The organism is Sulfitobacter pontiacus, assembly GCF_040790665.1.
Classification (GTDB): domain Bacteria; phylum Pseudomonadota; class Alphaproteobacteria; order Rhodobacterales; family Rhodobacteraceae; genus Sulfitobacter; species Sulfitobacter pontiacus.
In genome coordinates, this window is the sequence record NZ_CP160849.1 from 1312522 (window position 1) to 1325000 (window position 12479).

Below are 12479 nucleotides of genomic sequence, written 5' to 3' on the forward strand. Positions count from 1 at the left end.
GTTAAATTAACATGCCCTCGTCTTTGAGGTGATTAAGTAACGCTGTGTCAGCCTCAGCAAACGCAGCCAGTCTTTCCTGTGCCGGTTTATCGTTGATCAGAGTCATTAGATCTTGCCAACGGCTTGTCTGAACCCCTTTTGGCCCAACATTGATGCGCGTTTTCACAATCGAAGGACGACGCCCCGTTAGGTTATGAATGTCATTTTCAAGCAGATTTAAACTGCTTAAGCGATAAACTCTATCTAGTTTCCGCGCGCCGCCTATCGCTTGACCAACAAGCATATCTTTCGAGAAATGGCAGACCTCGGCCGCCCCGCGAACTTTCCCGGTGGCGAGATAGCTACAGTAAAAATTGTCGTAGTGATCCTTAATGAACTGTTGCCAAGCGGGACTTCCGCCAAAGAAATACGCGGCGGGGGAGCAATTTTTTACTTTGTACAACCCCATATGCCCAGGCGACGAAAGTAGGCTGTCCGTGAGACGTGAGGCCTTATTTCTTAAATAAAAATAGAAAGAAGCGATCCTTTCAAATGGATCGCGAAGTACCGTGAACGCAAAGGTATCTGTCTGGGTCTCACGAAGGCGGCACCAATCTAGGTGACCCGAGTAAAGGTCATACCCGTTGGGAAATTGACCGTCTGACGAAGCTTGGTGGTGAACGCGAACAGGAGAGGTTCGAGCGCTGCCATAGATTTTAGTGAGCTCCGAGTGCACAGATTGGCCCGCGGTTTTGGGTATGTGTAAAAATGCGACTTTTTTCACTGAATGTTTTCCGATCTCAGATCCAGCGTCGGGGGGGCGAAAGGCGCGACATCTTTGAGCATTGTGTTTACCCCTCTACAAAATTCCAGCACATCCGACGGATCAAGGTGGTCCATTTGCCACGGCGCAAACTGCCACCAGCGGCACTTTAACATGAGACTGATGAAGCTCGGCGGTAGGCGCATTCGTTTGAGAGAGGCCGGATTCCCCGCGACGACTGCATAAGGGGCAACGTCACGGGTCACGACCGAATGCGCCCCGATTATTGCGCCGTCGCCAATGGTGACCCCGGCGGCGATATACGCCCCGTGCCCGATCCATACATCATTTCCAATTGTAGTGATTTTTACCTTGGTGGGCGGCTTGCTGTGAGCTGTCCTATAATTGTGGTAGTGTTCGGCTGCCTCAAAACCGTCGCCAAGTTCGAATACTCGGTCCCCAAGATAGAAAGCGGGGCTTGTGGATACCCAGTCCAACGGGTGGTTTTGCCGACCTATTTGAACGGATTCGCCGAATGAACAATATCGGCCGATACGTGCGGCAAAACAGTATCCCGAGACTTGATACGAGAACGTTCCCATCTCTAACGAGTGTTCATACTGTGTCCATTTTAGGCTCCCCGGGGCTTCGAGCACGGTATGTCTGGGCAGGTTGATCGACGTAGCACCCCGGTTCAGTACCTCGATGCCATTGTTTCGCAAAAATTTTAGGGGCACTGAGATTTGGCTCATGAGGCCACCGCCCAGGTTTTGGTGATGTGATTTTTAACGTGAGACAGCAGAATATCCGCCAAATCCTGTTGGGTTGAGTAGGGAATAGGGAAACCGTTTTCAGCTTTGGTAACTGCTTCGCCCTGAGCACCAATTGCGAACGCATGGGTGGGCAAACCGGATGTCAGAGCTTCGTGCGTGGTAAACGAGAATGTCTCCGGCCACACGGAAGGTATTAACCAATCTGTCACGCCGTATCGGGCGGCAATTTTTCCCAGATCTGATATGGTATATCTTCCATGGATAGGCACCGAGAGGGGGAGGGGAATGGCGGGATCGAAATTCCCGACGATGACCAGACCGACACCTTGCGCATCTATCGCATCAGCCGCTCGGCTGATGATCTGTGCGCCTTTCTGGAGACCAATGTCGCCCAATACACCGATCACCGGGCGCTTTGGGCTGAGGGGCCGAGGGATACGGGGCACGGCGTCTGAAATTCTATGCGGTGTAACTTGAATTTTGTCGGCGCAGTTGGGGAATGCTGCGCGCACAATTTCTTTGCTATTTTTAGAAAATACCACGATCTCTTGGGATGCGGTCAGGAGTTTTCCCCACTCGCTTTGCCACCGAGTCATGCTTATCGGTGCACCTGTGGTTGCTGGGGCATTTAGGTGAGGCGGGGGTAGGCCATCGTACACTCCTTGATCGTTCAGAAGAGTGTAGTTGGGCGAGATTGCGAAGTAGTCATGAAAGAGAAACTCTATCACCTGTTGGCCGGTTTGGCTCAATTCTAGAATCGCACTTGGAATAGTCAGCGGATTTTGATCCCCAACCGCGCAGGAATAGATTAATCGTCGCCGTTTTATGGGGCGTAGAAGTTGTTTAACGTAGTCGAGGTTGTTGGTCCCGCCGGAGATTATTCCGTCATGGCAATGCAACTCAATTTGCCATCGCATGGCACCGCCGACCCTGATTACGACAGCGGCGCGGCCCAACGCGTGATGTTTTGATTTCACCCGATGTTGCAGATACGATTCAGCGCCGCCACCCATACTGTGCGCGATATATATCGAGACCGGATAGGTGTCTTGTGCACCGAGCCAAGCCAATGCCAAAGCGAGCCGGGGCGATTTGAATGGGTCAGAGGTAATAAACTGCTGCACATCTCTATCGTATTTGGGATAACGTTTTGAAATAAGCGCGTTGTTTTTCGCGATGAGGCGCGTCTTCTCTTCCGATCCGAAACTTTGTCCGCCGCGATGCTCTACGAAAAGGTTAACCGCACTATAATGTTGTCCGCCCGCAGCTCTGATGCGCTGGCACCAATCGACCTCTTCGCCGTATCCCCGACCAAAACTGACATCCAATTGCGGTTCAGCTCTGAGGTATCTGGGGTTGATCGCCATGCAAAATCCCACCCCGGTCGGCGTGGCCACGCGATAGCTTTGCGGGTTAAGCTGCGCGGCGGTCACATCTATAAGATCCCCCTGTCCGGCGGCAAGTTTTTGGGGCGCACATATGAGGGGGGCGGTAAAAATTTCCGCGTCTTTGGACATTGGGGTTACAGTGGCGGCGCGTGGATATTCAACGAGGGGGCGGATAAGGCGGCTCGCCCAGTTCGCCGGGACTAAGGCGTCAGAATTCAGTAAAATAACCGTGTCGGGCCAGCGTTGTGCATAGCGCAAGCCTTTGTTTACGCTTTTTACAAACCCAAGGTTTTGATCATTCTCAAGCAGTGTCGCACGGTCATTGTGGGCCAAAGACCACGCGCGCAGCAACGGTAGAATCCGTTTATCGGTTGAGCAATCTTCGATCAGAATAATGCGCCACTGAAGATCGGTATTGTCGACGACGCGCCGCAGCGCCTCTTTCAGTAGGTCATGCGCATTGAATACCGGCAGTATTATCGTCACCGATGCCGTTGTGACGGGAGGCGCATTGGCGCGGAATAGGTCAGGGTCAAGCTCGCGCGCATGGTGAACGGGGCATAGCCCCAGCCCCCGTTTGATCCGCGTGCGAAAAGCGGGGTCCCGTTTGACGCGCCAGCCGCCATAGGCAGGCAACTGCAGCATCAGCGCGATGACGAATTTGATTACCAATCGCGCTTGAATCCACCAAAGGTGAGGGAGTTTTAGACTTCGCGCAATTGTCCAGGTGCCATTGGGAACACGGTGAAATTCGACCCCAAACCGCCCAATTTCATGCAAGCCTGTCGGGCCAAGCGGCGTGGTCAGGTCGAACCCGACCCGTCGCGGGCCACCATAGGCTTTGGTCACGTCGTCACGGATCAAGTCAGCTTTAGCGCTTACTTTGACGCCGTTCATATGCAGCACGATATCATCCGCGAACGTCCAGCCCGCCAGCCTCAACTTCCCGTCATTTACGGCAAATACATCAACGGCACCCACCGTGGCACCGGACGGGTCCGTAATGTGCATTGGACGCCCCACGGCCCTTAGATGGGCGGCGATATAGCGGGCAAAGAGAGTTTTGAGCTGTTTATACAAAATCAATCATTTCGATTCTATGTTGCGTTGATAGAGCTCTAGATCAGCACGCTCACTCTTAAGGGGAGGTTAAGTTTACTCAGCATTGCAGCAGAATTTCTGTTCGGATTTTACGGGAGGTGACATAGGTGAGCAAAACGCATCTTGGCGTTTTGGTGACGGATAATGGTCAGAACAATCAGGTAGATATATCGCCAACAGCTACCTGCGCCGAAGGGGTGCAGATTAATATATACGGGCGCAATAACCACGTGGTGATCGGCGAGGGTACTGTGATCTCCGGTGGCTTGGTTGAGCTCAGGAATCACGAGAGCGCCGTCTATATTGGCGCAGATTGTCGTTTGGCGGGGTCATTTCGATGCCGCGCGCGTGATACGCATATTCGCATTGGCGATCGCACCACGATCATGATGGCTCACCTCAGTCTGCATGAAGCGGGCGCGATTACGATTGGCGAGGATTGCATGCTGTCCGGGGATATCACCATGGATGTCAGTGATATGCATTCGATCCTTGACGTAGAAACGGGGGAGCGGATTAACCCGCCCCAAGATATCGAAATCGGGGATCATGTCTGGTTGGCCCATGGTGTCAGGATCATGAAAGGCGCACAGATAGGGCAGCATTCAGTGATCGGTAGCCGTTCCATGGTTCTTGGGGTGATCCCCGCACATAGCTTGGCTGTGGGCGCGCCGGCGCGTGTTATGCGCGCTGGTATCACCTGGGATCGCCGACGGCTAAGTCCCAAAGATCAATAAGTATTGGGTCCCTGTGCGGTGCCGTTGGTGATTTACACTATCGAAAGAGGAGATACGTGATGGCAATACCATGGGGATTGCGGATAGATTTTGCTTTGCTCATCCCACGCAAACTAGCTATGAGATGACCTGAGTGGTCCCGTAGCTCAACTGGATAGAGCACCTGACTTCTAATCAGGATGTTGGGGGTTCGAGTCCTCCCGGGATCGCCAGACGCACCGTGTTTGCCTACAGCACAGTGATTGGTCCTTCGCCGTCGATCAAATGCCCGATAATACAGGATTTTTTACCTTCGGCGGCCATGTCTCGGATCGCAATCTCTGCCTCGGCTGGGGGTAGAGCAGCCAGCAAGCCGCCTGCGGTTTGAGGGTCGTGCAAAAGCGGGTCGCTGCGTCCTCGCGTGGGGGCGTTGTCGACGTTGGGGTGATACAGCGAGGAGTGCACGCCGCGATCTGATAGGTCTCGGGCACCGGCGTAGACGGGAATGGCGTCCGCCGAGATTTCCGCGCTCAGGCGCGATGCGCGGCAGATGGCGGCGATGTGACCCGCAAGGCCAAAGCCTGTGACATCTGTCATGGCATTGGCGCGACGCAGGTGGAAGGCTTGACGGTCCTGCGGTTCTGCCATCTCGTTTAGGGCCTGGGCGACGTCGGCTCCCTGTGCTGTGCCATCCATATGCGCAGCCATGATAATTCCTGATCCGATGGGCCGGGTCAGCACAAGGCAGTCGCCAGCTTGAGCGCCCGACAGGGTGATTGGTGGCGTTTCGCGCATGCCGGTGACGGTGAATCCGATGGTCATTTCGGCACCCATCGATGTGTGCCCCCCGACAATCGTCGCGCCCGCGTGGTCGAATATCGCACGGGCTGCGTCGGTGATTTCTTGCAGTGTCCGGGACTGAAGCGCCTGAGACATATGGGGTAGTACGATGCTGGAAAGGGCCACTTGGGGCTGCGCTCCCATGGCCCAAATGTCGCCCAAGGCGTGCACTGCTGCGATGCGCGTCATCAAGGCGGGGTCGTGGATCAAAGCGCGCAAGTGATCGGCGCTGATGACCTGAAAGCCGCCACCGGGTTGCTTTAGCACCGCAGCATCATCGCCGAGGACAGAAAGAATGGCCGCATCCGTCGGACCTTGAAGCGACGAAAGCCCGTCACGAAGCACTGTGTTTCCGACCTTAGCGCCACAGCCGCCACACAAGGGTTTCGCGGCCAGTATATCGCGGGCACCCTGCGCCAGCGTATCGGGCAAAGCTGGCGGTCGCATCGGCGGCAAATCGTCAAGTTTATCCATGAAGGCGCGGTCAATTCGGTCTTTCCAGCGCCATAACGCAGGCCCCGAGAATGCAAGATCGAATTTTTCCGCCAAAGCCGATTTTTCCCCAAGGGAGATAAGCTTTAGGTAACGTTTTTGTGGTTTGAAGGGCTTGCGGGGACCATTGGTGAGGGCGGCGCGAAGGTTGTGATACAGGACGGGTGCTGCGCGAACGGCAAACACGCCAGCCTTGGGGCGTGGGGCAAAGGGCATTGCTGCGCAGTCACCGACGGCAAATACAGTTGGGTCACCGGGAAGTGACAGGTCGGGCGTTGTCTCGATGAACCCATCACGCAAGGGGAGGTCCGTTTGCGCCAGCCATTCATGCGGGAAAGCACCGGCAGCGCCGACCGTCAATTGAGAAGGGATTTTGTCGCCGCTGCCCAGAACGACATGATCGGCGGCGATTTCCGTGACGCGTACGCCGGTGCGTAGGGTGACCTTGGCGCCGCGAAGCTTGGCCTCGACCGTGTGGCGCGCGCGGTTGCCAAGGCCCGAAAGCGTCGGGTCGGACTGTAGCAAAGTGACCCGAGGCTCGATCCCCGCGCTGCGTAGGGCATGGGCCATCGCGAGGGACAGCTCGCAACCGGCGACACCGCCGCCGATCACGGCGATTTCGGGCTCTATGTCCCCGCTCGTCACCGCGGCAAGGAAATCGCGCCAGCGTTTGGCGTAGACATCAAGTGGCTTTGCACCGACAGCAAAGCCATCAAACCCCGGGATACCCATTTTAGCGGTGATCCCGATATCAAAGGAGGCAACATCATATGCAATAGGCGCGCGGTCTTCGACATGAACCAGACGCGCAGTGCGATCGATTCCTGTGGCGTGGGACAGGATCAGACGCGCGCCCGCAAAGCGGCACAGCCGCACGAGGTCAATCTCGAGTGTTTCACGTGAATAGTGGCCCGCGATATAGCCCGGCAGCATACCTGTATATGGGGCCGTGGGGCCGGGATTGATGACGGTTAACCGCGCGCCCGGTAGCGGGTTCATCCCCCATTTGCGTAGCACCAACGCATGAGCATGCCCGCCGCCGATCAGCACCAGGTCTTGGGTCAGCGGGATATCGTGTCCATGCATCGAATGACTTTCTATCAGGCGGGTGTCACAGTCTTAGCCCGCGGGATCAGCGGATCAAAGCCGCAAGACACAACTGCGGCCCGTTGCAACGGAATGTGAACTACGTGACAAAGACCGCAGCGTTTTCCGTGAACAAGGTGGCCTCCGTCCGTGACCCTTCGTATTCTGCACACTGCCGATCTTCACCTCGATTCACCGCTTCGTAGTTTGGCGATGAAGGATGACCGTCTGGCCGCGCAGGTGCGCGGTGCCAGCCGGCAAGCGCTTGAGACGATGGTGCAATATTGCATCGACGAGAGGGTCAGCGCTTTTCTGATCTCGGGCGATCTTTATGACGGGCAAGAACGTAGCGCGAAAACCGCCGCGTATCTCGCCGCGCAGATGCATCGTTTGGCGCAGGCTGACGTGCGGGTGTTCTATATCAAGGGGAACCATGACGCGGAAAACCCGATCGCGGGGGAGATCGACCTGCCGCCAAACGTGCATGTGTTCGACGGGCGGGGCGAGAAAGTACAACTGGCGGACCACTCCGTCTATATTCACGGCGTCAGCTTTCGCGACCGTCACGCGCCGGAAAGCCTGCTGCCGAAGTATACCGTGCCAGAGGCGGGGGCGGTTAATATCGCGATGATGCATACCTCTCTCGCGGGGGCGGAGGGGCATGATCTTTATGCGCCTGTGTCGGTCGGCGAACTGGCGGGGGCTGGGTTTGATTATTGGGCGTTGGGGCATGTTCACAAACGCGCCGTGCACAGCGAAGACCCCTGGATCGTGATGCCGGGCATGCCGCAAGGGCGCGATATAGGGGAGGCGGGGCCAAAGTCCGCTAGCCTGCTGACGATCGAGGATGGCAAGATCTCGGTTTCGGAAGTGGCGACCTCGGTCGTGGAATTCCGCCGCTGTGATTGCGATGTGACGGGGGCGGAGACTGACGAAGATCTGCGCCGCAAACTGCGGTCGGCGTTGCAGGCGCAGGCCGGACGGGGGGCGGCGATTTTGCGGTTGCGGGTGACGGGGCAAACGGCACTGGCGTGGCAGATACGCCAGTTGGCGGATGTTTGGCGCGCTCAAGCCGACGAAATCGCAGAAAGCATCGGTGATCTGTGGATCGAGAAGATGTCGGTGGATGTGACTGCTGTATCAGAGGATGCGGTGGATGGTGCTGTGGCCGAGGTACAGCAGTTGATGACGGACATCGCCAAGGAACCCGCCACTCGGGACAGGTTGCAGCAAGAGTTGAGCCAGATCCTTGGCCTATTGCCTGCTGATCAGCGCCGCGCCCTCGCACCGGATGCAGAGGCGCAAGAGGCGTTGTTGCGGCAGCTGACCGATGAGGCGGTGTTGACCATGGCCGCGCAGATGCGAGGAGCGGGCGAATGATGCGGCTGCAGCAGCTTGCGCTGGACCGATTTGGTCACTTTACCGACCGCGTGCTGGATTTCGGCGCGCGCCCCGCAAACGGATCGGACTTTCATATCGTCTTTGGCCGCAATGAAGCGGGCAAGACCACCCTGATGGAGGGGTATCTGCGGCTGCTTTACGGTTTTGCAGCGCGTGAACCCTATGCCTTCAAACACCCCCGCGCGAACCTGCGCGTCAGCGGTACCGTCGATATTGACGGGCAGATCCACCAGCTGTCCCGATTGCCCAAACGCTCGGGCAATCTTGTGGACGGGGCGGGCCAACCTGTGCCCGATGCTTTGCTGTCTGCGGCGCTGCGCGGTGTGTCGCAAAAGGAATACCAAAGTCTGCTGTGTCTCGACGATGAAACAATCGAAGCCGGCGGCGAAGAGATTACCAAAAGCGAGGGGGATATCGGGAAGCTGCTGTTCTCTGCCGCGGCGGGTATCAGCGATCTGTCGCAGGTCTTGGGGCGGGTGGAGCAGGGCAATCGTGACCTTTATCTAAAAGGCGGTACAAAATCAGAGTTCGCAGCGCTGAAGGCTGCGCATGCAGAACTGGTCCAGCAGATTAAGGATCATGACGTCAGCGCCGCCGCGTTTCGCGAGCTGCGTCTTGCGCGGGACGCCACCCAAACCGAAGAGCAGCGTCTGCGCGCCGCCAAGTCCGAGCTTTCGGTTCAGAAAACGCGGCTGGAGGCTATACTTGATGCGCATCCATTGGCGACAGAATGGAAAACCCTAGAGGCGCAGCTTACCCCTATCGCGCATTATCCCATGACGCTGGAGTTCGACAGCGAAGACTTGATTAAAATGATGACGACACGGATCGCGCTTGTTGCCGAAAGGAAACGATCCGTCGCCGAGGTGCACGCATTGCGGGCCGCGCGAGACGAGGTCGCCGTCAACGCAGATGATTTGGCGCGGGGGGCTGATGTTGATGCGCTTGCCTTCAAGAAAAGTCAGGTAGAGGCGGGGCAATCCGACCTGCCCAAACGCGAAGCACAGTTGATGCAGGACACCGCTGATATGCGGGCGCGGCTTGATGCTCTGGGGTTGCCCGCCGATGGCGCGCTTGCGCAATTCATTTTAAGCGATCCCGCCCTTGCGGCGCTTGAACAGGCGCGCGCCACTCTGGACGATGCGCGCAAGCATCTGCAAACCACTCAGGCGGAGACAGAGGTCGCGCGCGACAAATACGATGACGCGGCACGGGCCCTGCGCGATACCGAAGAAGAGACCGCCGTCGACGCGGACGTCGAACGCCTGTTCATGCAGGCCGAAGCGGAGGATCTGGTCAGTCGGTATAATGATGCGCTGCGCCGGCTCGCGGCGGATCGTCAGGGGGTGGCCACTGCCTTGCGCGGGCTGGCGCGGCACAATGTGGCGTTCGACGCGGTTCCGGCACTTCCGCTCAGCAGCCGGCGCGCGCAGGAATTGATGCAGGCCCATGGGGAAGCGCGGCTTGCCCTGCGTGCGGCCGTGCAGGCGGAAACCACGGCGGCTGATCGTCTGGCGGGTGCCGAGACAAAACACGCAATGGCCGCGTCGGCCCCAGACTTGATCAGCGATGATGCCGCCGCCAAAGGGCGACAAACCCGAGATGAGTTATGGGCGCTGCATAAAGATGTGTTGGACATGGCCTCTGCTTCTGCGTTCGAGGCTGCAATGCGGGCGGATGACGCGCAGACCTCATTACGCGCCGGGCAAAGCCAATCGCTGGCGGAAATGCGGCAGGCGGCACGACAGTTGATCGAGGCGCGGCAGGATCATGACAGGGCCCAGACTAAACGTACCGAGACCGAGGTGGCGTTTGATAAGGTGACGGGTGAACTGCGGTCCCACCTCGACGCACTTGGCCTGCCCGAAACCCTTTCCGCCGAGGATTTTGTCGAATGGGTGCGCGACGCAGAGGCGGCGCAAACTGCAACCGAAACCTTAAAGTCATCTGAACAGGCCCACGCAGAGCTATTGCGCGCGGCAGAACAGATGCGCGACGATCTGGCGGCACGGTTGGAGGCAGGGGATGCGCCTTTGCGGACCGTCGTGCTCATGGCCAAAACCCAGATCGCGGCGTCGCGCGAGCATCAGAACGCGCAAAAGCTCGCACAGGCCACAGTGCGTCAGGCCACGGCAGAGCGGGATCGCCGAGCAGCCGCAGCGGACAAGGCACGCACGGCCGTGACCGACGCGCGTGACCAGTGGCGCGGTGCCGTCGCGACGCATCTTCCGGCGCTGCAGGCTGGCATAGACATGTGGAACGGGCTGACCGGCCTGCGCAGTATCCGAGAGGTCGACGCCCGCATGGCTGGTGTCCGGCGCCAGATTGCAGGCATCAAACAGGACCGCGCCGGTTTCATCGCACAGTTGGATGCACTGGATGGCGGGGCAGACGCGCAGGAACAGCCCTTGGCGCGTTACGCCGCTTTGCAAACCGCGGTGGAGCGCGCCCGTCAGGCCCAAGCGCGTCGCAGCGATCTGGACGCGCGCCTTGCCGTGGCGGAGGACGCCGCGGCTGAGGCGCTGCGCGAGATTGCCGTGCTCGATGATCAGGTCCAACTTCTGGCCCGTGCGTTTGATGACCGGATAGACACCTCTACCCTTGATGCATTGCGTCAGGCGACGGCGACCGCGCAACAGGCAATTGCGCTGCGCCAGCAAAGTGCGGATTTGCGTACCCGTCTGCTTTCGATCCTGGGGGTTGATGCCTGGGAGCAGGCGCAGGAACGCCTCAGCGCCGCGCCCCTCGCACAGGCGCAAGTGGCGCTTGCCGAGCTCTGCGAAGACCTGTCGCGACTTGAAGCAGAGCTCGACAGCGCGATTGCTGCGCGCGCTCGGGCGCAAGCGGCGCTGGATGCGGTTGGGGGGGATGGTGATATTGCGGCGCTCACCTCGCAAAAGCGCACGGTCGAAGAACAGATGCAGGCCGTGATGCTGCGCTATCTGACGGGGCGCTTTGGCCATACTTTGGCCGAGGATGCCATCCGCCGGTATCGCGACACCCACCGCAGCACGATGTTGGCCGCGACCGAACAGGCATTCAGCGACCTGACCCAAGGGGCATACAATACACTGACCACGCAGCCTGCCGCTCAGGGGGATGTGCTAATGGCCGTGCGGGCAGAGGATGGGATGTCTAAGGAAGCCGCCGCAATGTCCAAAGGGACGCGGTTCCAGCTTTACCTTGCCCTGCGCGCGGCGGCCTATGCACAAATGGCGTCGACAGGAACCGTGCTGCCGTTCTTCTGTGATGATGTGTTTGAAACCTTCGACGAAGACCGCACCCGCGCGGCCTGTCGCTTGATGCAACGGGTCGGAAAGCGCGGGCAGGCCATCTATCTCACCCACCACCAGCATGTGGTCGATCTCGCACAGGAGGCCTGCGGCACAGATGTGACCGTGCACCGGCTGTAACTCCCCATATGGATTCGCGATTATCCGCCCCGCGAGTCGGCGATTCCACCGCAATGACCTACCTGTGGTTGGGTCGAGGCACGAAAAGCTCCGTATAAGCGGAGAGAGATACCCTGAGGGGACTTGGTGCTCCAGTTTCTCGACGCTCAAAAAGTCAATAAAACAGGCGTTTGTGAAGGTTTTTTGACGAAAAGGATAAAATCCGAAAAAAGGGGTTGCGGGCATTTGGAACAAACCTTAGAACGCCCCTTACCGGAGACGCAGAGATGCAGACACGGGGCGCTAGACGGGGACGACGGGTTACGGTTCGGGTCTTACGTAGCGGGAAAATTCTGAGGTAATTGAGGCGGGGCGCGCTGAGAAGTTTACGGCGCATCTTGGTTTCTTTTGTCTCGACGCTCTTTGAAATTGATAGATATCTGAAGAGATATGTGGGCGGTTTGGTTCATTCGATGGATCAACGTCTGTATATCGCGCTCTTAGGCTTCGGCCGATGATGGAGTGTCAGCTTCACTGTTTGGACGGCT

At 58.0% G+C, this 12479-nt stretch carries 7 protein-coding genes and 1 tRNA gene; 4 read left to right on the plus strand and 4 right to left on the minus strand.

Going from position 1 to position 12479, the window contains the following annotated elements; translation table 11 throughout:
- Position 1: 1 nt before the first annotated feature.
- Genes AB1495_RS06430 through AB1495_RS06440 form a run of 3 tightly spaced genes read right to left on the minus strand, consistent with a single transcriptional unit; the run spans position 2 to position 3983 of the window.
- Positions 2 to 763 (minus strand): sulfotransferase family 2 domain-containing protein, encoded by a 762-nt coding sequence (locus AB1495_RS06430; protein ID WP_074636733.1) that lies wholly within the window; start codon positions 761 to 763, stop codon positions 2 to 4.
- Positions 760 to 1494: a CatB-related O-acetyltransferase gene (locus tag AB1495_RS06435; protein ID WP_074636735.1), complete on the minus strand. Its 735-nt coding sequence runs from the start codon at positions 1492 to 1494 to the stop codon at positions 760 to 762. The genes AB1495_RS06430 and AB1495_RS06435 overlap by 4 nt, the downstream gene beginning before the upstream one ends.
- Complete coding sequence (locus AB1495_RS06440) at positions 1491 to 3983, minus strand: glycosyltransferase (protein WP_074636737.1); 2493 nt, start codon at positions 3981 to 3983, stop codon at positions 1491 to 1493. Before AB1495_RS06440 ends, AB1495_RS06435 begins: the two co-directional genes overlap by 4 nt.
- A gap of 128 nt (positions 3984 to 4111) precedes the next feature.
- Between AB1495_RS06440 and AB1495_RS06445 the strand changes: the two genes are divergently transcribed.
- Both AB1495_RS06445 and AB1495_RS06450 read left to right on the plus strand, forming a co-directional pair.
- A complete protein-coding gene (locus tag AB1495_RS06445) occupies positions 4112 to 4741 on the plus strand; it encodes an acyltransferase (protein ID WP_074636739.1) in 630 nt (209 codons plus the stop codon).
- A gap of 135 nt (positions 4742 to 4876) precedes the next feature.
- Positions 4877 to 4953 (plus strand) — tRNA-Arg (locus AB1495_RS06450).
- Positions 4954 to 4969: 16 nt separating this feature from the next.
- Here the strand turns inward: AB1495_RS06450 and selD are convergent.
- Positions 4970 to 7138: a selenide, water dikinase SelD gene (selD, locus tag AB1495_RS06455; protein WP_074636741.1), complete on the minus strand. Its 2169-nt coding sequence runs from the start codon at positions 7136 to 7138 to the stop codon at positions 4970 to 4972.
- A gap of 165 nt (positions 7139 to 7303) precedes the next feature.
- Here selD and AB1495_RS06460 point away from each other — a divergent pair, with 165 nt between their 5' ends.
- Both AB1495_RS06460 and AB1495_RS06465 read left to right on the plus strand, forming a co-directional pair.
- Positions 7304 to 8518 (plus strand): DNA repair exonuclease, encoded by a 1215-nt coding sequence (locus AB1495_RS06460; RefSeq protein ID WP_074636770.1) that lies wholly within the window; start codon positions 7304 to 7306, stop codon positions 8516 to 8518.
- The gene (locus tag AB1495_RS06465; protein ID WP_074636743.1) at positions 8515 to 11952 is read left to right on the plus strand and encodes a YhaN family protein; all 3438 of its coding nucleotides are present in this window, start codon (positions 8515 to 8517) and stop codon (positions 11950 to 11952) included. Before AB1495_RS06460 ends, AB1495_RS06465 begins: the two co-directional genes overlap by 4 nt.
- The last annotated feature ends 527 nt before the right edge of the window (positions 11953 to 12479 follow it).

Bases quoted from the DNA above. Each gene is read 5' to 3' on its own strand.
- AB1495_RS06465 (WP_074636743.1), top strand. From the start codon at position 8,515: ATGATGCGGCTGCAGCAGCTTGCGCTGGACCGATTTGGTCACTTTACC.
- selD (WP_074636741.1), bottom strand. From the start codon at position 7,138: ATGCATGGACACGATATCCCGCTGACCCAAGACCTGGTGCTGATCGGC.
- AB1495_RS06435 (WP_074636735.1), bottom strand. From the start codon at position 1,494: ATGAGCCAAATCTCAGTGCCCCTAAAATTTTTGCGAAACAATGGCATC.